Raw genomic sequence first — 24,050 nt, forward strand, 5'->3', positions numbered from 1 at the left:
CCGCCGGGTGGCGAGAGTGTGGGCCGCTTTGCACCGGCAGCCACTCCGGCAAGTTAGGGGAGAAAGGAAGGAGGCGGCGCCGATCAACCGGCCAGCCGCTGCCGCGCCGATTCGTACAGGCAGATCGCCGCGGCGCTGCCGACGTTCAGCGATTCCTCGCCACCCGGCTGCGGGATGCCGACGCTCAGGGCACAGCGTTGCAGCAAAGCCGGCTGCACGCCCTGCCCCTCATGGCCCATCACCCAGGCGCAGGGGCTGGGCAGCGCAACCCGGTGCAGCTGCACCTCGGCATGCGAGCTGGTCGCGACCAGCGGCAGACCCAGGCCGTCGAGATCCTCCGGTGCCAGTCCCTCGACCAGGCGCAGGCCGAAATGCGCGCCCATGCCGGCGCGCAGCACCTTGGGCGACCACAGCGCCGCCGTGCCCTTCAGCGCCAGCACCTGGCCAAAGCCAAAGGCCGCGGCGCTGCGCAGGATGGTGCCGACATTGCCGGCATCCTGCAGCCGGTCCAGCACCACCGAATTCAGGCCCGGCTGCGGCCCGAGCCCGGCCTGGTGCGGCAGCTCGAAGCCGATCCGGGCCGGTGACTCCAGGCCGCTGATGCCGGCGAACAGCGCCTCGGGCACAACCAGCACCCGGGGCGCCGCGTCGGCCAGCGCGCGCAGCGTCGGCTCGCTGTAGCCGCCTTCGGTGACGACCGCCAGGCCCGGCACCAGGCCGCGCTGCAGGCTGGCGCGCGCCAGATGGTCGCCCTCCAGCCAGACGGCGCCCAGCTTGCGGTAGGCACCACCGTCCTGGCTCAGCTTGCGCAGGCGCTGCAGCGCCGGGTTGTCGCGTGCCGTGATGTGCAGCACCTTGGGGGAAGTCATTTCAGGGTCTCCTGCACCGGGCCGAAGCTGCGCCGGTGCCAGGCGCTGGCGCCATGCTCGCGCAGCGCGGCGATATGGTCCGCGGTCGGGTAGCCCTTGTGCGTCGCGAAGCCGTACTCGGGATGGGCCGCATGCATCGCGATGCATTGGCGGTCGCGCGTCACCTTGGCCAGGATGGAGGCGGCCGAGATCGCCTGCACCTTGGCATCGCCCTTGACGATGGCCTCGGCCGGCACTTTCAGCACCGGCAGGCGGTTGCCGTCGACCAGCACCTTGGCCGGCTTCAGGCGCAGGCCCTCGACCGCGCGGCGCATCGCCAGCATCGTCGCGTGCAGGATGTTGAGCCGGTCGATCTCCTCGACGCTGGCCTCGGCGATGCAGCAGCACAGCGCCTTGGCGCGGATCTCGTCAAAGAGGCGCTCGCGCTTCTTCTCGGTCAGCACCTTGGAGTCGGCCAGGCCGGCGATCGGGTTCAGCTCGTCCAGGATCACCGCGGCCGCCACCACCGGGCCGGCCAGCGGGCCGCGGCCTGCCTCGTCGACTCCGGCGATCAGGCCCGGCGCGTCCCAGGACAGGCCCAGCTGCTGCGGCGGCTCAGCGACCGAGGACTTGCGCGATCGCATCGGTGGCCACCTGCGCCGTATTGCGCCGCAGGATCTCATGTTGTTCGGCGAAGCGCGTCTGCACCCGGGCGCAGCGCGCCGGATCGTCCAGCCAGGCCAGACCCTCACGGGCCAGGGCCTCGGGCGTGCAGTCGTCCTGCAGCAGCTCCGGCACCAGGAAGTCGCGCGCCAGCACGTTCGGCAGTCCGACCCAGGGCTGGTAGCGCTGGCCCTGGATGCGGCGCCAGTTGAGCCAGTGCATGCGGTAGGCGATCACCATCGGGCGCTTGAAAAGCGCCGCCTCCAGGGTCGCGGTGCCGCTGGCCACCAGGGTCAGGTCGCAGGCCGCCAGCGCCTCGTGCGAGCGCCCGTCCAGCAGTTCGATCTCCAGGCCCGGCGGCAGCAGCGGCTCGATCAGCGCACGCAGGCCCGGCGCCACCGGCATGATCAAGCGCAGCTCGGGCCGCGCGCGCTGCATCAGCAGCGCGGCCTGCAGCAGCGGCGCGGCGATGTAGCGGATCTCGCTCTTGCGACTGCCCGGCAGCAGGGCCACGACCGCATCGCCCTCGCCGAGACCCAGCGCGGCGCGGCTGGCGGCCTTGGGCGGCTCCAGCGGAATCGCGTCGGCCAGCGGATGGCCCACATAGGTCGCGGCGATGCCGGCCTCGCGCAGCAGCGCCGGCTCGAAGGGGAACAGGCACAGCACATGGTCGACCGAGCGGCGGATCTTCTCCACCCGGTCGCCGCGCCAGGCCCAGATCGAGGGGCAGACGAAATGGATGGCCTTGATGCCCTCGGCCTTCAGCCGCGCCTCCAGCGCGAAGTTGAAGTCCGGCGCATCGATGCCGATGAAGGCCTGCGGCTTGTCGGCCAGCAGGCGCTCGGTCAGCTGCTTGCGGATGCCGAGGATCTCGCGGATGTGCAGCAGCGCGTCGACATAGCCGAACACCGAGAGCTTGTGGTGCGGCCACCAGACCTCGAAGCCGGCCTTGTCCATGCGCGGGCCGCCGATGCCCTGCGCGACCAGGCCCGGCCAGCGCTGATGCAGCCCGGCCAGCAGCAGGCCGCCGAGCAGGTCACCGGAGGCCTCGCCGGCCACCATGCCAAAGCGGGGCGCGGTATCGCTCATGGTGTCGTCAGCGGATGATGCCGCGCATGGCGGTCTTGAGGAAATCCATCATCAGCTGGATGGTGTCGCGCGCCTCGGGATGCAAGGCCTGCAGGCCGGCCATCTCGATCTGCGCCTGGTCCACGGTCAGGCCGCGGCGGTAGAGCAGGCGGTACATCTGCTTGACCGCATTGATCTGCTCGGGCGTGAAGCCGCGGCGCTTCAGGCCTTCCTGGTTGAAGCTGCGCGCCTCGGCGATATTGCCGGCGGCCATGATGTAGGGCGGCAGGTCCTGGAACAGCACCGAGCCCAGGCCGGTCATGCTGTGCGCGCCGATGTGCACGAACTGGTGCACCGCGGTGAAGCCGCCCAGGATGGCCCAGTCGCCGACCTGCACATGGCCGGCCAGCTGCGCGTTGTTGGCCATGATGACCTTGCTGCCGACCTTGCAGTCATGGGCCAGGTGCACATAGGCCATGATCCAGTTGTCGTCGCCCAGGCGCGTGATGCCGTCGTCCTGCACCGTGCCGCGATTGAAGGTGCAGAACTCGCGGATCATGTTGCGGTCGCCGACGATCAGCTGCGTCGGCTCGCCGGCGTACTTCTTGTCCTGCGGCGCGGCGCCCAGCGAGGCGAACTGGAAGATCTTGTTGTCGCGGCCGATCGTGGTCGGCCCCTCGATCACGCAATGCGGGCCCACCGAGGTGCCGGCACCGATCTTCACGCCGGCACCGATCACCGTGTAGGGGCCCACCGTGACCGAGCTGTCCAGCTCGGCCTTGGGATCGACGATGGCGGTCGAATGGATCGTCATGGCACAGCCCTCTCTTCTCGCGGCGCTCAGCAGGGCGTGATGCGGCGCATCGTGCACATCAGCTCGGCCTCGCAGGCGATGTCCGCGCCGACATAGGCCTTGCCGGTGTACTTGAAGATGCCGGCCTTGGCGCGATCCAGCGTGACGTCCAGGGTCAGCTGGTCGCCCGGCTCGACCGGGCGCTTGAAGCGCGCGCCGTCGATGCCGGCGAAATAGCAGACCGTGTTGTCGTCCAGCTCGGTGTCCAGGCTCACCAGGGTCAGCACGGTCGCGGCCTGCGCCATCGCCTCCAGCATCAGCACGCCAGGCATCACCGGGCGATGCGGGAAATGGCCGAGGAAATGCGGCTCGTTGATGCTGACGTTCTTCAGCGCGCGGATGCGCTTGCCCTTGTCCAGCTCCAGCACGCGGTCGATCAGCAGGATCGGATAGCGATGCGGGATCTTCTTCAGGATCTGGTGGATGTCCAACGTCGTTGTGCTCATGATGTCTTCTTCTCCAGCGCTCTGAGGCGCTCTCTCAAGGCGTGCAGCTGGCGCAGCGTCGCCGCGTTCTTTTCCCAACTGGCGTTCTCGTCGAACGGAAACACGCCACTGTACTGCCCGGGCTTGGCGATGCTGCGGGTCACGACCGTGGCGGCCGAGACATGCACGCCGTCGGCCAAGCTCAGGTGCCCCAGCACGATCGCACCGCCGCCGACCGTGCAGCCGCGGCCGATGGTCGCGCTGCCCGCCACGCCGGCGCAGCCGGCCATCGCGGTATGGGCGCCGACCTTGACGTTGTGGCCGATCTGCACCAGGTTGTCCAGCTTGACGCCGTCCTCCAGCACCGTGTCGTCCAGCGCGCCGCGGTCGATGCAGCTGTTGGCGCCAATCTCGACATCGTCACCGATGCGCACCGCGCCGAGCTGCTCGATCTTTTCCCAGCGACCCTCGGTCGGCGCGAAGCCGAAGCCGTCCGCGCCGATCACCACGCCGCTGTGCAGGATGCAGCGCGCGCCGATGCGGCAGTCGAAACCCAGGGTCACGCGGGCGGACAGCCGGCTGCCCTCGCCCACCGTGGCGCCGCGCTCGATCACGCAATGTGCGCCGATGCGCGCACCGGCGCCGATGCGCGCGCCGGCCTCGACCACGGCCAGCGGGCCGATGTCGACGCCCGCGCCGATCTCGGCCGTCGGATCGATCACCGCGCTCGGATGGATGCGCGGCGGCTGCGCCGGACGCACCCGCGCCGCCCACCACCGGGTCAGGCGCGCGAAGTAGAGATAGGGATCGGGCGTGAGGATGTAGCTGCCGCCGCGCGCCAGCGCCAGCTCGCGCAGCGCCGGAGCCAGGATCACGCAGCCGGCACCGCTGCCGGCCAGTTGCTGCTGGTAGCGCGGGTTCGCCAGGAAGGCGATCGTCGCCGCGTCGGCGCCGTCCAGCGGCCCGATGCGCTCGATCGCGGTATCGGGCGCACCAAGAAGATCGCCGCCCAAGGCGGCGATCAGTTCGGCGACCTTGACCGGCTTGAGCAACTTACTTCTGCGTGTTGAGCGCGTCGATCACCTTCTTGGTGATGTCGATGCGGTTGCTGGCGTGCAGCGCGTCCTGCACGATCAGGTCGTACTTGTCGGCGTCGAAGATCTGCTTGATGACCTTGTTGGCGCGATCCACCAGCACCGAGAGTTCCTCGTTCTTGCGCTGGGTCAGGTCTTCCTGCCACTCGCGGCGCTTGCGCTGCAGATCGCGGTCGGCCTCGACCAGATCGCGCTGGCGGCGGTTCTTCTCGGCCTCGCTGAGCGTCGGGGCATCCTTCTCCAGCTTGTCGGCGGCGCCGCGCAGCTTGGTTTCCAGATCCTTCAGCTCTTTCTCGCGCTTGCCGAATTCGGCTTCCAGCTTGGCCTGTGCGACCTTGGCCAGGTTGGCCTCGCGCATCACGCGCTCGCTGTTGACATAGCCGATCTTGATTTCCTGTGCTTGCAGGCCCGCGGCCGAGGCGCACAGCATGGCGGCCACGGCCACCGATTTCAACAGCTTGCTCTTCATCAGAATGCAGTCCCGATCTGGAATTGGAATTTCTCGATTCTATCCGTAGGCTTTTTACGGACCGGCGAGCCGTAGCTCATCTTCAGGGGGCCCATGGGAGACAACCACGACAGACCGATACCGGCCGAGGCGCGGATGAACTCGTCGTCGCGCCGCTTGATCGCCGAATGCCAGACGGCACCCGCGTCAAAGAAGCCGAACAGCCGGAAGGTCTTGTCATTGCCCGCCCCTGGAACGGGCACATACAGCTCGGCGTTGACATTGACGCGGCGATTGCCACCCGAATAGGAGCCGGTAATGTCGACCGGGCCCAGCGAGTTGCCCTCGAACACCCGCACCGAACCCAGGCCACCGGCATAGAAGTTCTTGAAGATCGGATAGGGCTTGCCACCCAGGCCCTGGCCCCAGCCGAACTCGCCGTTCAGGCCCAGGGTGAACTTGCTGCTCCACAGCGGGATGTAATGCTGGTACTGCAGGTTCGCGCGCATATAGCGCGAATCGCCGGCCGGGCTCAGCTCGAGGTTGACGCGCTGGTACTTGCCGCGCGTCGGCGAGATGATGCTGTCGCGGTCGTCGCGCTGCCAACCGATCGTCAGCGGGATCGAGTTGACATTGGTGCCGCCATGGTCGCGGAAGAAGCGCAGATAGGCCTCGGGCACGCCGCTGGTCGTCGTGATCTTGGTCAGCTCGTAGCCGATGCCGAAGAACACCGTGTCGACCTCGGAGAAGGGCACGCCGAAGCGCAGCGCGCCGCCATAGCTGACCAGTTCGTATTCCTCACCCAGCGTGTTCAGCGGCTTGGTGGTGCGGTAGAACAGGTCGATCGCGCGCGACACGCCATCGACCGTGAAGTACGGATCCACCGTCGACAGCACCAGCGCACGGCCGGTCTTGGCGGTGTTGACCTCGATGCCCAGGTAGTTGCCGGAGCCGAACACATTGTCCTGCTTGATCGAGCCCGACAGCGACAGCTTCTGCTGGCTGGAGTAGCCGGCGCCGACCATGATGTTACCGGTCGGGCGTTCGGTGACGGTCAGGGTCACGTCCACCTGGTCGGGCGCCCCCGGCACCTCGGCGGTGTCGATGTTGACGTCCTTGAAGTAGCCCAGGCGCTCGACGCGATCACGCGAGGCCTTGATGCGGGCGCCGTCGTACCAGGCCGATTCGAACTGGCGGAACTCGCGGCGGATCACCTCGTCGCGGGTGCGCGTGTTGCCGGAGACGATCACGCGGCGCACATAGACGCGGCGCTGCGGCTCGGCCACGAAGGTGACGACCACCTGGCCGGTGGCGCGGTCGATCTCGGGGCGGCTGTCGACGCGCGCGAACGCGTAGCCGAAGGTACCGTAAAGATCGGTAAAGGCGCGGGTGGTCTCGGCCACCGATTCGCCGCGATAAGGCTCGCCCGGCTTCAGGCGCACCAGGCTCTTGAAGTCCTCCTCGCGGCCCATGAACTCGCCCTCCAGCTTCACGCCGGTGACGGTGTAGGGCTGGCCCTCGCTGACCGTGATCGCGATATTGATGCTCTGCTTGTCTGGCGAGATCGTCACCTGGGTCGAGGTGACGGCGAACTCCAGATAGCCGCGGTTCAGGTAGTAGGAGCGCAGGGTCTCCAGGTCGGCATTGAGCTTGGCGCGCGAGTAGCGGTCGGTCTTGGTGTACCAGGTCAGCCAGCCGCTGGTGGTCTGCTCCAGCAGGCCGGTCAGCGTGCCCTCGGAGAACACCTTGCTGCCCAGGATGCGGATCTCGCCGATCTTGGCGGGCTCGCCCTCGGTCACCGCGAAGCTGACGTTGACGCGGTTGCGCTCCAGCGGCGTGATGGTGGTGCTGACCTCGGCGCCGTACAGGCTGCGGGTCAGGTATTGCCGCTTCAGTTCCTGCTCGGCGCGGTCGGCCAGCGCCTTGTCGAAGGGCTTGCCCTCGCCGATGCCGACATCCTTCAGCGACTTGGTCAGCGCCTCGGTGTCGAACTCCTTCAGGCCGACGAAGCTGACGTTGGCGATGATCGGCCGCTCCTCGATCACGACGACCGCGGAGTCGCCATCGATCTGGATGCGCACGTCCTTGAACAGGCCGGTGGCGAACAGCGCGCGCAGCGCGGCGGCGCCCTTCTCATCGTTGTAGGTGTCGCCGATGCGGAAGGGCAGCGACGCGAACACCGTGCCGGGGTCGGTGCGCTGCAGGCCTTCGACACGGATGTCCTTCAGCACGAAGGGATCGACCGCCCAGGCGGACCCCGTTTGCAGCGCGGCGACCAGCGCCAGACTCAGGACAGACGGGCGCAGGCGCGCGGACATGGGGCGTGATACGGACATGCGGGTGAGATCAATGCAGGCCCAGCAAGCGGGCCATGTCGTTGGAAAGGGCCAAGGTCATCATCAGCAGCATGATCAGCACACCGACGCGCTGCAGCTGCTTGAGCCACCAATCCGAGACGGGGCGGCCGCTCAGACCCTCGAAAAGATAATACATCAGGTGTCCGCCATCGAGCATCGGCAACGGCAGCAGGTTCAGCACGCCCAGGCTCACGCTGACCAGGGCCAGAAAGCTCAGATACTGCGTCAATCCCAGGCGTGCGGACTGTCCGGCGTAGTCGGCGATCGTGATCGGGCCGCTCAGGTTCTTCAGGGAAGCTTCACCTGTCAGCATGCGGCCGAAGGTGCTCAGGGTCAGCGCCGATACCTCCCAGGTGCGGCGCGTACCCTGCCACAGCGATTCCAGCGGCCCGTGGCTGACCGTCACCAGCTCCGGCGGCGCGCCGACCTGGGCCTCGATGCGACCCAGCAGCTGCTCGCCATCGCGCACGATCTTGGGCCGGACCTCCAGGCTCAAGACCTGACCCGCGCGCTCCACCTGCCAGGCCATCGGCGCGGCGCGCTGCCCCTCGACCCCGCCCTGCCCCGCGGCGCGGATGCGCTCGCGCAGCGAGGCCGCGTCGACGACCGCGCGGCCATCGATGCTCAGCACCCGGTCGCCAGCGCGCAGCCCGGCCTCGGCACCGGCACCGCCGGCCGACAGCTCGCCGATCAGCGGCTCCGCAAAAGGTCCGCCCAGGCCGATGCGGCGCAGCAGCTGCGCATCGAGCTCGCGTTTTTCAAGGCTGTCGGTGTCCAGGCTCAGGCGGCGCTGGGCATGCCCCTGCGCGTCGCTGACCGAGAGGTAGAGCTTGCGGCCGTCGGACACCGCCTGGGTCAGCTGCCAGCGCAGCTCGGGCAGCGATTGCAGCTCGGTCCAATCCTCGCCATCGGTCGAGGTGGCGCGCACCCAATCCCCAGCGCGCAGGCCGGCGCGCTCGGCCAGGCTGCCCGCCAGCGGCGAGCCCAGCACCGGCTTGGGCTCCTCGACGCCCATCAGGCTCACCAGCGCAAATAGCAGGATCGCCAGCACGAAGTTGGCCGCCGGCCCGGCCGCGACGATCGCGGCTCGCTGCAGCAGCGGGCGGTTGTTGAAGGCGCGCTCGCGCTCGGCCGGATGCACCGGGCCCTCGCGCTCATCCAGCATGCGCACATAGCCGCCCAGCGGCAGAGCCGCCAGGGTGAACTCGGTCTCGCCGCGCTGGCGCCGCAGGATCACGCGGCCGAAGCCGACCGAGAAGCGCAGCACCTTGACGCCGCAGGCCTTGGCCACGCGGTAATGCCCCCATTCGTGCACGACGATCAGCACGCCCAGGGTCACAATGAAGGCCAGCAGGGTCATCAGCATCAGCCGGCCAGCCCTTCGATCAGGCGCAGCGCATGCCGCCGCGCGCGCGCATCCAGATTCAGCAGGCCCTCGACGCTGGCGCATTCACCGGCCTCGGGATGCAGCTCCTCCAGGGTCTGCCGGTTGACGCGGCAGATGTGATCGAAGCGCAGGCGCCGTTCCGCGAAGGCGGCCACCGCCTCCTCGTTGGCCGCGTTCAGCACCGCGGTCGCGCCTTCGGCCGCGCGCAGCGCCTGCCAGGACAGGAACAGGCCCGGGAAGCGTCGCGCGTCGGCCTCCTCGAAGCTCAGGGTCGGCTTGGCCAGGAAATCCAGCGGCTCGGCGCCCGACTCGATGCGCTCCGGGAAGGACAGCGCATAGGCGATCGGCACCCGCATGTCCGGCGTGCCCAGCTGGGCCAGCACCGAACGGTCGCGGCACACCACCATCGAATGGATGATGCTCTGCGGGTGGATCACCACCTTGAGCTGCTCCGGCGCCAGATTGAACAGCCAGCGCGCCTCGATCACCTCAAGCGCCTTGTTCATCATGGTCGCGGAGTCGATCGAGATCTTGCGGCCCATCACCCAGTTCGGATGCGCGACCGCCTGCTCCAGGGTCACGTCGGCCAGGGTCGCGGGGTCGCGCTGGCGGAACGGGCCGCCGGAGGCGGTCAGCACGATATGGTCGATGCGCTCATGCCAGCTGGCGCGGTCCTCCGGCAGGCATTGGAAGATCGCCGAATGCTCGGAATCGACCGGCAGCAGGGTCGCCCCCCCCTGCTCCACCGCCTGCATGAACAGCGCGCCGCCGACGACGATGGCCTCCTTGTTGGCCAGCATCAGCTTCTTGCCGGCGCGCGCCGCCGCCAGGCAGGGCGCCAGGCCCGCGGCGCCGACGATGGCGGCCATCACCGCATCAACCTCGGGATGGGTCGCGATCTCGGACAGCGCGGCCGCGCCCTCCAGCACCTCGGTGGCGCAGCCTTTTTGCTCGCGCAGCAGGCCGCGCAGCCGCGCGGCCAGGCCGGCCTCGGGCAGCACCGCGTAGCGCGGGCGGTAGCGCAGGCATTGCGCGGCGAGCTCCTCGACACGGCTCATCGCGCTGAGCGCGAACACCTCGTAGCGCTCGGGATGACGGGCCAGCACATCCAGGGTGCTGGTGCCGACCGAGCCGGTGGAGCCAAGGACGCAGATGCGCTGGCGAGAGGAAGAGGAACTCATTTCAAGGCCGCCAGGGAACTGAGCGCCAGTGCCAGCGGAAACACCGGCAGCAGCGCATCGACGCGATCCAGCACGCCGCCATGGCCGGGCAGCAGCTGGCTGCTGTCTTTGGCACCGACCGCGCGCTTGATCAGGGACTCGAACAGGTCGCCGACCACGCTCATGCCGCACAGGAACAGCAGGGCCAGCAGCGCCGTCGGCAGGCCCAGGCCCTGCAGCAGCAGGCCGTAGAGGCTGGGCGAATCGACCGGCATGCGCGCATCGATCAGATAGGCCCAGACCAGGGCCAGCAGCAGCACGCCGGCCATGCCGGTCCAGACACCCTCCCAGCTCTTGCCGGGGCTGATCGCGGGCGCCAGCTTGCGCCGGCCGAAGCTGCGGCCGCCGAAATAGGCGAACACATCGGCCGCCCAAACCAGGCAGAAGATCGACAGCAGGAAATTGATGCCCTGGGCCTTGGCCAGCGCGATCGCCAACCAGGCCGCCCACAGCGCCAGGCCGCCCAGCACCAGGCGCAGCAGGCGCGAGACCTTGGGCCAGGCCGGCGGGCCGCCGCGCAGCGCATAAGCGCCGCCCAGCACCCAGATCGCGCCCGCCAGCCACCAGCACCAGGGCGGCGGCGCACGCAGCTGGCCATCCCGACCCAGCATTGCCAGGGTGGCGCCGCAGGCCGCGGCCAGGCCGACGCCGAACAGCAGGGCCGGCAGGCCCGGCGCGCCGTTCAGGCGGGACCATTCCCAGCCGGCCGCGCCGATCATCAGGAGGGTCAGCAGCGCGAAGGGCCAGGGCGAGGCCGCCGCGATGGCCGGCAGCAACACGGCCAGCAGCAGCAGGGCCGTGATCACGCGTTGTTTGAGCATGATGGGGAGGAGGACGCGCCGCTCAGGCGCCGGCCAGGGCCGGGGTTTCCTTGACGCCGCCAAAGCGCCGGTCGCGCTCGCGGAAGGCCTCGATCGCGGCATCCAGCTGCGCCTCGCCGAACTCCGGCCACAGGCAGTCGGAGAACACGAACTCGGTGTACGCCACCTGCCAGAGCATGAAGTTGCTGATGCGCACCTCGCCGCCGGTGCGAATGAAGAGGTCCGGATCGGGCGCATAGCTCATCGCCATGAACTCGCTCAGCTTGGCCTCGGTCAGCGCCTCGGGCGCCACGCCGGCCTTGATCGCCGCCTTGGTGGCCTGCACGATGTCCCAGCGGCCGCCGTAGTTGAAGGCGACGTTGAGGGTCAGCTTGCTGTTGTGCGCGGTCGCGGCCTCGGCCTCGTTCCAGGCATTGCGCAGCTTGTCGGAGACCGCCTCGCGGTCGCCGACGATGCGGATGCGCACGCCCATCGCGCCCATGCGCGCCAGGTAGCGCGACACCGCGGCCAGCACCAGACCCATCAGGCCCGAGACCTCGTCGCTGGGGCGCTTCCAGTTCTCGCTGGAGAAGGCGAACACCGTGAGGTACTCGATCTCGCGGTCGATGCAGGCCTGCACGATGCGCACCAGGGCGTCGACGCCCTGCTTGTGGCCGAAGAAGCGCGGGAGGAAGCGCTTCTTGGCCCAGCGGCCGTTGCCATCCATCACGATGGCCACATGGCGGGGCACAACCGCCTTGCCGTTCGTCTCGCTCACCACGCGACTCAGACCGCCAGGATCTCTTGTTCCTTGGCCGCGACCAGCTTGTCGATCTCGACGATCACGCGGTCGGTCAGCTTCTGCACCTCGTCGGCGCTGCGGCGCTCATCGTCCTCGCTGATGGCCTTGTCCTTCAGCAGCTTCTTGGCCTGCTCGTTGGCATCGCGGCGCACATTGCGCACCGCCACCTTGGCATCCTCGCCGGCGTTCTTGACCACCTTGGTCAGGTCGCGGCGGCGCTCCTCCGACAGCGGCGGCATCGGCACGCGGATCAGGTCGCCCTGGCTGGACGGGTTCAGGCCCAGGTCCGACTCGCGGATCGCCTTCTCGATCTTGGCGGCGAAGCCCTTTTCCCAGGGCTGCACGCTGATGGTGCGGGCGTCCAGCAGGCTGACGTTGGCCACCTGGGAGATCGGCACCATCGAACCGTAGTAATCGACGCTGACCTGGTCCAGGATGCCCGGATGGGCGCGACCGGTGCGGATCTTCTGCAGTTCGCTCTTGAACGACTCGACCGACTTGGCCATCTTGGCCTCGGCCGTCTTCTTGATGTCGGCAGTACTCATGATCGTCTCTTTGCTCTCAAGTCTCTAGGGTCGGCGGCCGCGGGTTCAGACGTGGACCAGCGTGCCCTCGTCCTCGCCCATCACCACGCGCTTCAGCGCGCCGGGCTTGAAGATGGAAAACACCTTGATCGGCAGCTTCTGGTCGCGGCACAGCGCGAAGGCGGTGGCGTCCAGCACCTGCAGGTTCTTGGTGATCGCCTCGTCGAAGCTGATGCGCGCATAGCGCGTTGCGGTCGGGTCCTTCTTGGGGTCGGCGGTGTAGACGCCGTCGACCTTGGTGGCCTTCAGCACGATCTCGGCGCCGATCTCGGCACCGCGCAGCGCGGCGGCGGTGTCGGTCGTGAAGAAGGGGTTGCCGGTGCCGGCGGCGAAGATCACCACCTTGCCCTCTTCGAGGTACTGCAAGGCCTTGGGGCGGACATAGGGCTCGACCACCTGCTCGATCGCGATCGCGGACATCACGCGGGCGGTCATGCCCTCCTGGCGCATCGTATCGGCCAGGGCCAGCGAGTTCATCACGGTGGCCAGCATGCCCATGTAGTCGGCGGTGGCGCGGTCCATGCCGACCGAGCCGCCGGCGACGCCGCGGAAGATATTGCCGCCGCCGATCACGACCGCCACCTCGCAGCCCAGCTGAGTGACCTCCTGGATCTCGCGCACCATGCGCACGATGGTCGCGCGGTTGATGCCGAAGGCGTCGTCACCCATCAGGGCCTCGCCGGAGAGTTTGAGCAGGATGCGTTTGTGTGCGGGCATTCGTACCTCGTCAATGCTGTGCTGGCGTGCCGCGATTCTTCCAGACCTTGCCGGGGAAGCCGCGGGCACAAGTGTAAAGGGCGCCCGTGGCGCCCTTTGTTTCCGTCGAGCGCCTTAGGCGTTCTTGGCAGCGGCGGCTGCCTCGGCGGCCGCCTTCTGGGCAGCCACTTCGGCCGCGAAGTCGTCCACCTTCTTCTCGATGCCTTCGCCGACCACGTACAGGGTGAAGCCCTTCACGCTGGTGGCCTTTTCCTTCAGCATCGCGGCAACGGTCTGCTTGCCATCGGCGGCCTTCACGAAGACCTGATCCAGCAGCGAGACTTCCTTCAGGAACTTCTGCACCGAACCCTCGACCATCTTGGCGACGATGTCGGCTGGCTTGCCGGACTCGGCGGCCTTCTCGGCGGCGATCTTGCGCTCCTTCTCGACCAGCTCGGCCGGCACTTCGGCCGACGACAGGGCGGCAGGCTTCATCGCGGCGACATGCATCGCGACGTCCTTGGCGGCCACATCGTCGCCGTCGAACTCGACCACCACGCCGATGCGGGTGCCGTGCAGGTAGGAGGCCAGCTTGGCGCCACCGGCGTAGCGCTTGAAGCGGCGGATCGACATGTTCTCGCCGATCTTGCCGATCAGGCCCTTGCGCACGTCCTCGACCGTCGGGCCGAAGCCTTCCTGCGACAGCGGCAGGGCGGACAGGGCGTCGATGTCGGCCGGGTTCTTCTCGGCCACCAGGCCGGCCAGCGCGCTGACGAAGGCCAGGAAGGCGTCGTTCTTGGAGACGAAGTCGGTTTCGCAGTTGACCTCGATCAGGGCGCCGGCGCCGCCGACCACGGCGGTCGCGACCACGCCTTCGGCGGTGACGCGCGAGGCGGCCTTGCCGGCCTTGTTGCCCAGCTTGACGCGCAGGATTTCCTCGGCGCGGACCAGATCACCCTCGGCCTCGGTCAGCGCCTTCTTGCATTCCATCATCGGGGCGTCGGTGCGGGCGCGCAGCTCGGCCACCATGCTTGCGGTAATTGCAGCCATATCAATCTCCGTTTTGCAGCGGGGCCGCCCACACGGGCCACCCCAGAAAATTCTTCGTTGAAAAAAAGGGGCTGAATCAGCCCCTCTTGCCTAGGCGATCGAGGAGATCAAGCGCCTTCGTTGACTTCCACGAACTCGTCGCCATCGGCGGCGACGGCCTGCACCAGCTCGTTGCCGGCGTTGGCACGGCCTTCCAGCACGGCGTCGGCGACAGCCTTGGCGTACAGAGCGACGGCCTTGGCCGAGTCGTCGTTGCCCGGGATGATGTAGTCGATGCCTTCGGGCGAGTGGTTGGTGTCAACCACGCCGATCACGGGAATGCCCAGCTTCTTGGCTTCGGCGACGGCAATCTTGTGGTAGCCGACGTCGATCACGAAGATGGCGTCCGGCAGCGCGGTCATGTCCTGGATACCGCCGATGTTCTTTTCCAGCTTGGCGATGTCGCGCTGGAACAGCAGGGCTTCCTTCTTGATCGCGGGCTGGGTGCCGGCTTCGATCTGGGCCTGCATGTCCTTCAGGTTCTTCAGCGACCCCTTGACCGTCTTGAAGTTGGTCATCATGCCGCCCAGCCAACGGTTGTCGACATAGGGCATGCCGGCGCGCTGGGCTTCCAGGGCCACGACCTCGCGGGCCTGGCGCTTCGTGCCGATCATCAGCACGGTGCCGCGCTTGGCAGCCAGCTGGCGCACGAACTTCATCGCTTCCTCGAACTTGGGCAGGGTCTTTTCGAGGTTGATGATGTGAATCTTGTTGCGATGGCCGTAAATGAACGGGGCCATCTTGGGATTCCAGAAGCGGGTTTGGTGGCCAAAATGGACGCCGGCTTCCAGCATCTCGCGCATCGTCACGGACATAAGTAACTCCGAAGGTTGTGTCTAAAATCCGGCCCGAATTGCGCTGCTGAAAGAAACGAAAGCAGCTGCAACACCTTGAAGTGGCCGGGTTTGCGATTTATTCCGCCGTCACCGCGCCTCGAACGAGGCGCAGCCAGCAGCAAAACCCAAAGAGTATACACGATTCATGCCCCATGACCTGAGCAGCGCCCTCGACGGCCTGCGCAACGGCCGGCTGCAAGCCGCCGAACTGCTGCAGCGCAGCCTGGACGCGGCCCGCGGCGAGGCCTGCCGGCACGCCTTCGTGCGCCTCTTTCCAGCGCCCGCCGTCGCAGAACCCAACACCCCGCTGGGCGGCCTGGCCATAAGCATCAAGGACCTGTTCGACGTCGCCAGCCAGCCGACGACGGCCGCCTCGCGCTCGCTCGCCGACGCCGCACCGGCCGCGGCCGACAGCCCCGCGGTGGCGCGGCTGCGCGGTGCCGGCGCCGCGCTGATCGGCCACACCAACCTGAGCGAGTTCGCCTTTTCCGGCCTGGGGCTGAACCCCCACCACGGCACGCCGCTCAACCCGGCGACTCGAGCGATCGACGGCCTGGCGCGCATTCCCGGCGGCTCGACCTCGGGCGGCGCGGTCAGCGTCGCGGCCGGCGCGGCCTGGGCCGCGCTGGGCTCGGACACCGGCGGCTCGATCCGCATCCCGGCCGCGCTGTGCGGCCTGGTCGGCTTCAAGAACACCGCGCGGCTGACGCCTGCCGAGGGCGGCATCCCGCTGGCGACCAGCCTGGACACCACCTGCGCGATCACGCGCTCGGTGCGCGACGCGGTGCTGCTGCACGAGATCCTGGCCGCGCGCCGCGTTGCACTGCAGGCCAGGCCCTGGTCCGCACGGCGCCTGGGCGTGCCGCGCGCGATGCTGGAAGGACTGGACAGCCAGGTCGCGCGCGACTTCGAGCGCGCGCTCGCCCGCCTCTCGGCCGCCGGCGCGCGCATCGAAACCATCGATCCCGAGCCGCTGCGCGACTTCGGCGCGCTGCAGCTGCAAGGCGGCCTGGCCGCCGCCGAAAGCTGGGCCTGGCACCGGCTGCGTCTGGCCGCACGCGAAAGCGACTACGATCCGCGCGTCGCGCTGCGCATCAAACGCGGCGCGGCGCTGAGCGCCGCCGACTACATCGACCTGCTGCAGGCGCGCCGCGCCTGGATCGCCCGCATGGAGGCGGCGCTGCAGGGCTTCGATGCCCTGCTCAGCCCGACCGTGCCCCGCGTTGCGCCCGAACTGGCGCCGCTGCTGGCGGACGACGAACATTTCTTCACCACCAATCTGCTGATGCTGCGCAACACCTCGGTCGTCAATTTGCTGGACGGCTGCGCGATCTCCCTGCCCTGCCATGCCCCGGGCGAGCTGCCCACCGGCCTGATGCTGTGGGCCCCGGCGATGCATGACGACGCGCTGCTGAGCCTGGCCCTGCAGGCCGAGGCCGCCCTGGCCAACGGGGAGGCCTGAGCCATGCGTGTTGCCATCGTGGGCGCCGGCATCATCGGCGTCACCACCGCGTATGAGCTGGCCGCCGACGGCCATGAGGTCACCGTGTTCGAGCGCAGCGGCGGCGTCGCCGCCGAAGGCAGCTTCGCCAATGCCGGCGTGGTCGCACCCGGCTATGTCGGCCCCTGGTCCGGCCCGGGCATGGCGGCCAAGCTGCTGCGCCAGAGCTTCGGCGCCCATGCCGCGATGCGCATCGACGGCCTGCCCGGCCCGCGCGAGCTCGGCTGGCTGTGGCGCTGGTGGCGCAGCGGCAAGCCCGTGCCGCATGCGCTGAACCGCCAGCGCATGCATCGCCTGGCGGCCTACAGCCAGCAGCGCCTGAACCTGCTGCGCCAGCAGCTGCAGCTGGACTACGAGCGCGCCGAGGGCCTGCTGGTGCTGCTGCGTGGCAAGCGCGAGCTGGCCGCGGCCCAGCACAGCCTGCGCCTGCTGGACGAGCTGGGCGTCGCGCACCGCCTGCTGGACGCGCAGCAATGCCTGGCCGCCGAGCCCGGCCTGAACGCCGAGGTCGCGCTGGAGGCCGGCATCCACCTGGCACAGGACGAGGTGGGCAACTGCCGCCAGTTCGCGCAGGCGCTGCGCAGCGAGGCGCAGCGCGCCGGCGTGCGCTTCCGCTTCCACACCACGGTGCGCCGCCTCGAGCCGGGCAGCCGGCCCGGCCTGGTGCACGAGTACACGCCGCCCGAGGAAAGCCAGGCCGCGGCCAACACCCGCTTCCTGGACCATGACTCCGCCGACGGCCCGGCCACCGTGCCGCAGATGCCCGAGCCGCAGCGGGAGCATTTCGATGCGATCGTGGTCTGCGCCGCGGTCGATTCGGGCGTGCTGCTCGAGCCGCTGGGCCTGAAGCTGCCGCTGCTACCGGTCTATGGCTATTCGATTACCGCGCCGCTGCGCCAGCTGGAGGCGCATCCGGACCTGGGACCGCGCGCCGCGCTGATGGACGAACGCTTCAAGGTCGCGATCAGCCGCATCGGCCAGCGCGTGCGCGTGGCCGGCTGCGCCGAGCTGGGCGGCAGACCCGAGACTTTCCGGCCCAAGCCGCTCGCCACCCTGCACAAGGTGCTGCACGACTGGTTCCCCGGCGCAACCCTGAACGGCCAGTTGCAGCGCTGGAAGGGCGCGCGCCCGATGCTGCCCGACGGCCCGCCGGTGCTGGGCGCCAGCGGCGCCGCCGGCATCTGGCTGAACCTCGGCCATGGCAGCAGCGGCTGGGCCCTGTCCTGCGGCTCGGCCCGCGTGCTGGCCGACCAGCTGGCCGGCCGCGCAACAGCGGTCGATGTCGAAGGCCTGGACGTGAGCCGCCTGCGCTAGTTAGGCTGCGGGCATGCGCCGCGTCCTGCACGATCCCGCCCACCTGCCCCTGCATGGGGTGAACGCCAGCCGCGGCTGGGAGCATCAGGCACTGGCGCGCAGCGCGCCGCAGGCCCTGATGCAGCGCGCCGGCCTGGCCGTCGCCAAGCTGGCCTTGGCGCTGCGCCCCGAGGCGCGCCGCATCGCGCTGCTGTGCGGCCCCGGCAACAACGGCGGCGACGCGCTGGTCGCCGCCTGCGCGCTGGCCGCGGCCGGCAAGCAGGTGGCGTTGTGGCGCCCCGCGGACCAGCGCCCGCCGCCGCCCGACAGCGCCTGGGCACTGCAGCAGGCGCAGCAGGCCGGCCTGATACCCTGCACCGAACTGCCCGCGCAGCTGCAGGCCGATCTGGTGATCGACGGCCTGCTGGGCCTGGGTGCGAACCGCGCGCCCGAGGGCTGGGTCGCCGCGGCGATCGAGCTGACCAACCGGCAGAGCGCGCCGGTGCTGGCGATCGACCTGCCCAGCGGCCTGCATGGCGACCACGGCCACGCCGCCGGCGCGGTGGTGAACGCCAGCCACACCCTGAGCCTGCTGACCCTGAAGCCGGGCCTGTTCACCGCGCAGGGCCGCGCGCTGGCCGGCGAGATCTGGTGGGACGAGCTGGGCATGCCCTGCCCCGCCCCCGCCGAGACCTGGCTGCTGGGCCCGCAGGCGCTGGCCGACTGGCGCCGCGTCAGCGGTCCGCGCGGCCATGCCAGCCACAAGGGCAGCTTCGGCGATGTGCTGGTGCTGGGCGGCGCGCCGGGCATGCGCGGCGCGGTGATGCTGGCGGCCCAGGCCGCGCTGGCCGCCGGCGCGGGCCGGGTGCATGCCTGCTGCCTGGACGCCGCGACCGAGCCCGCCCTGCCCCGCCCCGAGCTGATGCACTGGCCCGAGGCCCTGCTGGCCCATCCGGACAGCTGGCGGCGCCATGTGCTGGTGGCCGGCTGCGGCGGCGGCGCAAGCATCGGCGCCGCGTTGCCGGCGGTGCTTGAGCGGGCCCGGCGCCTGGTGCTGGACGCCGATGGCCTGAATGCCGTCGCCACCGATGCGGGACTGCGCGAACGCCTGCGCGTGCGCGGCGGCCGCGGCCAGCCCAGCATCCTGACGCCGCATCCACTGGAGGCGGCGCGCCTGCTGGGCTGCGACACCGCCGCGGTGCAGGCCGACCGCCTGGGCGCGGCCCGGGCGCTGGCCCGGGCGCTGGACTGCTGCGTGGTGCTGAAGGGCTCGGGCTCGGTGATCGCCGGCCCCGACGGAGCCTGCGCGATCAACCGCAGCGGCAATGGCCGCTTGGCCACCGCCGGCAGCGGCGATGTGCTGGCGGGCTGGATCGGCGGCCTGTGGGCGCAACAGGCGGGCGCCGACACGACAGCTACCACCCAGGCGCTGGCCCGCGCGGCCGTCTACTGGCATGGCGCGGCGGCCGAGGCCGCCCCGGGCGGCGGGCCGCTGCGCGCGGCCGAGCTGATCGAGGCGATGCACGCGCTGCACGCCGCGCCCGGCACGGCCTGAGCGGCCGGGCGCCGCTCAGCGCTTCTTGCCGCGCGGCGCGGCCGCCTCCGCCGATTTGCCGGCCTTGGCGCGCGCGCGCGCCGCCTTCACCGGATGGGTCGCGGCCGATTTCGGCGCGGCCTTGCCGGCCGGCTTCTTGCCGGTGGCGCGGCGGCCGGCCTTCAGCTCGCGGTCCTGGCGCCGCACCTGCTCCAGCGCCTCCACCGCCGAGGCCGGCTCGATGACCGGCGCGGCGCGGCGCGACGCCTCGCCACCACCACCACCCATCTTGTCGCGCAGCGCGCGCGCCACCAGGCGCGCCTCGTCGCTGTCGCGCACCAGGCGGAAGTCGATCTTGCGGCCGTCCAGGTCGACGCGGCTGACCTGCACCTGCACGCGCGCGCCGGTGGCATAGCGCATGCCGGTGCGCTCGCCACGCAGCTCCTGGCGCACCTCGTCGAAGCGGTAGTACTCGCCACCCAGCTCGGTGATGTGGATCAGGCCCTCGACATAGAGCGCGTCGAGCTGCACGAACAGGCCGAAGCTCGTTACCGCGCTGACGGTGCCACTGAACTCCTCGCCCAGATGCTCGCGCATGTAGCGGCACTTGAGCCAGGCCTCGACATCGCGCGAGGCCTCGTCGGCGCGGCGCTCGTTGGCACTGCAATGCGCGCCCACCACCTCCCAGCGCTCGGCATCGGTCGAGGCGCTGGCGGGGTTGATCGGCTTGGCCTTGCCGGGCCGCTTCGGCGGCTCGGGCACATCCATCTTGGCCGCGTCGAGCTGGTAGCGCTTGCCACCCAGCATGGCCTTGATCACGCGATGCACCAGCAGGTCCGGATAGCGCCGGATCGGGCTGGTGAAATGGGTGTAGGCCGGATAGGCCAGGCCGAAGTGGCCGGAGTTCGCGCCGGTGTAGATCGCCTGCTGCATCGAGCGCAGCAGCATGGCGTGGATCTGCTGCGCGTCCGGCCGGTCCTTGGTGGCCGCGGCGACGGCCTGGAACTCGCCCGGCGTCGGGTCGTCGCTGATCCCGAGGCCCAGACCCAGCGCGCGCAGATAGGCCTGCAGGGTGGCGCGCTTCTCGGGCGTCGGGCCCTCGTGGACGCGGAACAACGCATGCTGCTTGGCGCCGGCGATGAAGTCGGCCGCGCAGACATTGGCGGCCAGCATCGCCTCCTCGATCAGTCGGTGCGCCTCGTTGCGGGTGCGCGGCACGATCTTCTCGATGCGGCCGTTGTCGTCGCAGACGATCTGGGTCTCAGTGGTCTCGAAATCGACCGCGCCGCGCTTGGCGCGCTGGCCCAGCAGCGCGCGATAGACCCCGTGCAGATGCAGCAGATGCGGCACCAGCTCGCGGCGCTTGGCGGCCTCCGGGCCATGGGTGTTGCCCAGCACCGCGGCGACCTCGGTATAGGTCAGGCGCGCATGCGAGCAGATCACCGCCGGATAGAACTGGTAGGCGCGCGTCTCGCCCTCGGCGTCGATCAGCATGTCGCAGACCATCGACAGCCGGTCCTGCTCCGGGTTCAGCGAGCACAGGCCGTTAGACAGCTTCTCCGGCAGCATCGGGATCACCCGGCGCGGGAAGTAGACGGAGGTGGCACGCTCGTAGGCATCGGCATCGAGCGGCTCGCCGGGCTTGACGTAATGGCTGACGTCGGCGATCGCGACGATCAGACGCCAGCCGGTGAAGGCGCTCTTGCCGCGGCCCTGCTTGTGCGGCTCGCAGTAGACCGCATCGTCGAAGTCACGCGCATCCTCGCCGTCGATCGTCACCAGTGCCACGTCGCGCAGGTCGATGCGGTGCTTGAGGTCGGCGGCGCGCAGGCGGTCGGGCAGCTTGGCGCTCTGCGCCAGGGTCTCGGCGCTGAAGCGGTGCGGCACCTCGTACTTGCGCACCGCGATCTCGATCTCCATGCCGGGATCGTCGATCTCGCCCAGCACCTCGACCACGCGACCCACCGGCTGCGAGTAGAGCGACGGCGGCTCGGTCAGCTCGACCGCCACCACCTGGCCCGCGGTCGCGTTGGCGATGCCGTTCTTCGGGATCAGGATGTCCTGGCCCATGCGCTTGTCTTCCGGCGCGACCAGCCAGATGCCCGACTCCAGCAGCAGCCGGCCGATGATCGGGCGCTTCTTGCGGTCCAGGATCTCGAGCACCTTGCCCTCGGGCCGGCCGCGCTTGTCGAAGCGCGTGACGCGCACCCGCAGGCGGTCGCCATGCATCACCGCATGCATCTCCTGCGCGGAGAGGTAGACATCGGCGCCGCCCGCATCGGGCAGCAGGAAACCATGGCCATCGCGGTGCCCCTGCACCTGGCCTTCGACTTCGCTCAGCAAGGCGCCGGCATTCGGCGTGGTGCTTGCAGACTTAAAATTTTTGATGATAGAATCCCATCTTTCCTGAAAGCCCAGGTGGCGGAATTGGTAGACGCACTAGTTTCAGGTACTAGCGGGTAACTCCGTGGAGGTTCGAGTCCTCTCCTGGGCACCAAATACGAAGGCCAGCACATTGTGCTGGCCTTTTTCATTTCGCCAAGCCTCCCGCGGCATGCGGGCACACCAGGCTGGCGCGGATACAACAACGCCACAAACAACAAAGCCGGTTCGGCACAAGGCGGAACCGGCTTCGCTGCGAGTGGTCATCGAGTCGCGGCTCAGACGACGAACTTCTTGGCCAGCGCGTCCGGCCGCATGTCGTCGTACTCTTCGAAAGGCTGGTGGATCCAGGGACTGGTCTCCAGCATCTCGACATAGTAGTCCGGCGTGTAGGTCGAGACACCCTTGGTCCAGATCACCGCCGAGCGCAGCTCGCTGATCGAAGGCATGCCGCGCAGGCGCTCCACCACCGCCTTCAGGGTGACCCCCGAATCCGCCAGGTCATCAACCAGCAGCACGCGGCCGGCCAGCTCGCCCTTGGGCATGGTGATGTACTTGGCGATGTCCAGGCGCCCCTGGATCGTGCCGGCCTCGGCGCGGTAACTGCTGGTGGACATGATGCCCAGCGGCTTGTCGAACACGCGCGACAGCACGTCGCCCGGGCGCATGCCGCCGCGGGCCAGGCACAGGATCTGGTCGAACTGCCAGCCCGAGGCATGCACCTTCAGGGCCAGGCGCTCGATCAGCATGTGGTATTCGTCCCAGGAGACGTACAGATGTTTGCCGTCGTCGGTCAGCATGGGGTGGGGCTCCTCGTTGGAATGGCTTGGGTCAGGCCTGGAAGGGATGCTTCAGGACAATGGTGTGTTCGCGGTCCGGACCGGTCGAGACCATCGCGATCGGCGTGCCGGCGACCTGCTGCACGCGCTCCAGGTAGCGGCGCGCATTCAGCGGCAGCTTGTCCCATTCGGTGATGCCGGCGGTGGTCTCGGTCCAGCCCGGGAAGGTCTCGTAGACCGGCTTGCAGGCGATGATCTCGTCCGCATCCAGCGGCAGGATGTCGATGTGCTGGCCGTTCAGTTCGTAGCCGACGCACATCTGCACCTCGGCCAGGCCATCCAGCACATCCAGCTTGGTCATGCACAGGCCGGTGATGCCGTTGATGATGATGGAGCGCTTCAGCGCGGCAGCGTCCAGCCAGCCGCAGCGGCGCGCGCGGCCGGTCACGGTGCCCTTCTCCTGGCCGACGGTCGACAGGTGGTAGCCCACCGTGCCTTCCTTCTCCCACTCCAGCTCGGTCGGGAACGGCCCCGAGCCGACGCGGGTGGTGTAGGCCTTGGTGATGCCCAGCATGTAGTGCAGCATCTGCGGGCCCACGCCGGCACCGGCGGCGGCATTGCCGGCCACGCAGTTGCTCGAGGTCACATAGGGGTAGGTGCCATGGTCGATGTCCAGCAGCGTACCCTGGGCGCCCTCGAACAGGATGTTCTGGCCGGCCTGGTGCGCCTTGTGCAGCATGTAGCCGACGTCGGCCATCATCGGCTTGATCTGCTCGGCCATCTTCATGGCCTGATCGAAGATCGGCTGGAACTCCAGCTCGCCGCACTTCAAATAGCCGCACAGCGCAAAGTTGTGCAGCTCCAGCAGCTCCTTGAGCTTCTTGGCGAAGCGCTCGGGATGCTTCAGATCCTGCACGCGCAGCGCGCGGCGCGCCACCTTGTCCTCATAGGCCGGGCCGATGCCCTTGCCGGTGGTGCCGATCTTGCCGCTGCCGCTGTTCTCGCGCAGCGCCTCGCGCGCCTTGTCCACGGCGACGTGGAAGGGCAGGATCAGCGGGCAGGACTCGGAGATGTACAGGCGCGAACGCACCTCGACGCCGGCCCTCTCCAGGCGCTCGATCTCGCCCAGCAGATGGGTCGGGTCCAGCACCACGCCGTTGCCGATGTAGCAGGCCACGCCGTCGCGCATGATGCCCGAGGGGATCAGCTGCAGCGCGGTCTTCACGCCCTTGATCACCAGGGTGTGGCCGGCGTTGTGGCCACCCTGGAAGCGCACCACGCCCTGGGCGTGCGGCGTCATCCAGTCGACCACCTTGCCCTTGCCCTCGTCACCCCACTGGGTGCCGACCACCACCACATTCCGGCCGCGCGCAATTTCGCTTTGCATGATG

At 69.1% G+C, this 24,050-nt stretch carries 22 protein-coding genes and 1 tRNA gene; 4 read left to right on the plus strand and 19 right to left on the minus strand.

Going from position 1 to position 24,050, the window contains the following annotated elements; translation table 11 throughout:
- Positions 1 to 83: 83 nt before the first annotated feature.
- The 16 genes from G8A07_RS19445 to rpsB form a co-directional block, all read right to left on the minus strand.
- Positions 84 to 869 (minus strand): RNA methyltransferase, encoded by a 786-nt coding sequence (locus tag G8A07_RS19445; protein WP_195793639.1) that lies wholly within the window; start codon positions 867 to 869, stop codon positions 84 to 86.
- Positions 866 to 1,492 carry a ribonuclease HII gene (rnhB, locus tag G8A07_RS19450; RefSeq protein WP_195793640.1) on the minus strand — a complete coding sequence of 209 codons (627 nt, stop codon included), beginning with the start codon at positions 1,490 to 1,492 and terminating at the stop codon, positions 866 to 868. The genes G8A07_RS19445 and rnhB overlap by 4 nt, the downstream gene beginning before the upstream one ends.
- Positions 1,464 to 2,600, minus strand: coding sequence for a lipid-A-disaccharide synthase (gene lpxB, locus G8A07_RS19455; protein ID WP_195793641.1), 1,137 nt, complete (start codon positions 2,598 to 2,600; stop codon positions 1,464 to 1,466). The genes rnhB and lpxB overlap by 29 nt, the downstream gene beginning before the upstream one ends.
- Positions 2,601 to 2,607: 7 nt before the next feature.
- Positions 2,608 to 3,393, minus strand: a complete 786-nt coding sequence (gene lpxA, locus G8A07_RS19460; RefSeq protein ID WP_195793642.1) for an acyl-ACP--UDP-N-acetylglucosamine O-acyltransferase — start codon at positions 3,391 to 3,393, stop codon at positions 2,608 to 2,610.
- A 26-nt stretch (positions 3,394 to 3,419) separates the two neighbouring features.
- Positions 3,420 to 3,878 carry a 3-hydroxyacyl-ACP dehydratase FabZ gene (gene fabZ / locus G8A07_RS19465; protein ID WP_195793643.1) on the minus strand — a complete coding sequence of 153 codons (459 nt, stop codon included), beginning with the start codon at positions 3,876 to 3,878 and terminating at the stop codon, positions 3,420 to 3,422.
- Positions 3,875 to 4,909: a UDP-3-O-(3-hydroxymyristoyl)glucosamine N-acyltransferase gene (gene lpxD / locus G8A07_RS19470; protein ID WP_195793644.1), complete on the minus strand. Its 1,035-nt coding sequence runs from the start codon at positions 4,907 to 4,909 to the stop codon at positions 3,875 to 3,877. The genes fabZ and lpxD overlap by 4 nt, the downstream gene beginning before the upstream one ends.
- A gap of 1 nt (position 4,910) precedes the next feature.
- Positions 4,911 to 5,420: an OmpH family outer membrane protein gene (locus G8A07_RS19475; protein ID WP_195793645.1), complete on the minus strand. Its 510-nt coding sequence runs from the start codon at positions 5,418 to 5,420 to the stop codon at positions 4,911 to 4,913.
- Positions 5,420 to 7,717, minus strand: coding sequence for an outer membrane protein assembly factor BamA (gene bamA / locus G8A07_RS19480; protein ID WP_195793646.1), 2,298 nt, complete (start codon positions 7,715 to 7,717; stop codon positions 5,420 to 5,422). Before bamA ends, G8A07_RS19475 begins: the two co-directional genes overlap by 1 nt.
- Before the next feature lie 28 nt (positions 7,718 to 7,745).
- Entirely contained in the window at positions 7,746 to 9,122 is a 1,377-nt protein-coding gene (gene rseP / locus G8A07_RS19485; protein WP_195793647.1) for an RIP metalloprotease RseP, read from the minus strand.
- Positions 9,122 to 10,324: a 1-deoxy-D-xylulose-5-phosphate reductoisomerase gene (locus G8A07_RS19490; RefSeq protein ID WP_195793648.1), complete on the minus strand. Its 1,203-nt coding sequence runs from the start codon at positions 10,322 to 10,324 to the stop codon at positions 9,122 to 9,124. The genes rseP and G8A07_RS19490 overlap by 1 nt, the downstream gene beginning before the upstream one ends.
- Complete coding sequence (locus tag G8A07_RS19495) at positions 10,321 to 11,184, minus strand: phosphatidate cytidylyltransferase (protein WP_195793649.1); 864 nt, start codon at positions 11,182 to 11,184, stop codon at positions 10,321 to 10,323. The genes G8A07_RS19490 and G8A07_RS19495 overlap by 4 nt, the downstream gene beginning before the upstream one ends.
- A 22-nt stretch (positions 11,185 to 11,206) precedes the next feature.
- The gene (uppS, locus tag G8A07_RS19500) at positions 11,207 to 11,941 is read right to left on the minus strand and encodes a polyprenyl diphosphate synthase (RefSeq protein WP_256441053.1); all 735 of its coding nucleotides are present in this window, start codon (positions 11,939 to 11,941) and stop codon (positions 11,207 to 11,209) included.
- An 8-nt stretch (positions 11,942 to 11,949) separates the two neighbouring features.
- A complete protein-coding gene (frr, locus tag G8A07_RS19505) occupies positions 11,950 to 12,510 on the minus strand; it encodes a ribosome recycling factor (RefSeq protein WP_195793650.1) in 561 nt (186 codons plus the stop codon).
- 45 nt (positions 12,511 to 12,555) lie between these two features.
- Complete coding sequence (gene pyrH / locus G8A07_RS19510; RefSeq protein WP_195793651.1) at positions 12,556 to 13,266, minus strand: UMP kinase; 711 nt, start codon at positions 13,264 to 13,266, stop codon at positions 12,556 to 12,558.
- Positions 13,267 to 13,380: 114 nt separating this feature from the next.
- Complete coding sequence (tsf, locus tag G8A07_RS19515; RefSeq protein WP_195793652.1) at positions 13,381 to 14,295, minus strand: translation elongation factor Ts; 915 nt, start codon at positions 14,293 to 14,295, stop codon at positions 13,381 to 13,383.
- A gap of 107 nt (positions 14,296 to 14,402) precedes the next feature.
- Positions 14,403 to 15,149: a 30S ribosomal protein S2 gene (gene rpsB / locus G8A07_RS19520; RefSeq protein WP_195793653.1), complete on the minus strand. Its 747-nt coding sequence runs from the start codon at positions 15,147 to 15,149 to the stop codon at positions 14,403 to 14,405.
- Positions 15,150 to 15,315: 166 nt separating this feature from the next.
- Here rpsB and G8A07_RS19525 point away from each other — a divergent pair, with 166 nt between their 5' ends.
- Genes G8A07_RS19525 through G8A07_RS19535 form a run of 3 tightly spaced genes read left to right on the plus strand, consistent with a single transcriptional unit; the run spans position 15,316 to position 19,519 of the window.
- Positions 15,316 to 16,632, plus strand: coding sequence for an amidase (locus G8A07_RS19525; RefSeq protein WP_195793654.1), 1,317 nt, complete (start codon positions 15,316 to 15,318; stop codon positions 16,630 to 16,632).
- 3 nt (positions 16,633 to 16,635) lie between these two features.
- Positions 16,636 to 17,985, plus strand: coding sequence for an FAD-dependent oxidoreductase (locus tag G8A07_RS19530; protein WP_195793655.1), 1,350 nt, complete (start codon positions 16,636 to 16,638; stop codon positions 17,983 to 17,985).
- A gap of 13 nt (positions 17,986 to 17,998) precedes the next feature.
- Positions 17,999 to 19,519, plus strand: a complete 1,521-nt coding sequence (locus G8A07_RS19535; RefSeq protein ID WP_195793656.1) for an NAD(P)H-hydrate dehydratase — start codon at positions 17,999 to 18,001, stop codon at positions 19,517 to 19,519.
- A gap of 15 nt (positions 19,520 to 19,534) precedes the next feature.
- Here the strand turns inward: G8A07_RS19535 and rnr are convergent, their stop codons facing one another.
- Complete coding sequence (rnr, locus tag G8A07_RS19540) at positions 19,535 to 21,838, minus strand: ribonuclease R (RefSeq protein WP_195797858.1); 2,304 nt, start codon at positions 21,836 to 21,838, stop codon at positions 19,535 to 19,537.
- A gap of 72 nt (positions 21,839 to 21,910) precedes the next feature.
- Between rnr and G8A07_RS19545 the strand changes: the two genes are divergently transcribed.
- Positions 21,911 to 21,995: transfer RNA gene (locus G8A07_RS19545), tRNA-Leu, on the plus strand.
- A gap of 163 nt (positions 21,996 to 22,158) precedes the next feature.
- Here G8A07_RS19545 and G8A07_RS19550 read toward each other — a convergent pair.
- Together G8A07_RS19550 and G8A07_RS19555 are read right to left on the minus strand one after the other, a co-directional pair.
- Entirely contained in the window at positions 22,159 to 22,680 is a 522-nt protein-coding gene (locus G8A07_RS19550; protein ID WP_195793657.1) for a phosphoribosyltransferase, read from the minus strand.
- Positions 22,681 to 22,711: 31 nt separating this feature from the next.
- On the minus strand, positions 22,712 to 24,046 hold the full coding sequence (locus G8A07_RS19555) for an adenylosuccinate synthase (protein ID WP_195793658.1): 1,335 nt from the start codon (positions 24,044 to 24,046) through the stop codon (positions 22,712 to 22,714).
- Positions 24,047 to 24,050 lie beyond the last annotated feature (4 nt).

Source organism: Roseateles sp. DAIF2 (genome assembly GCF_015624425.1).
In the GTDB taxonomy this organism is placed as follows: Bacteria; Pseudomonadota; Gammaproteobacteria; order Burkholderiales; family Burkholderiaceae_C; genus Kinneretia.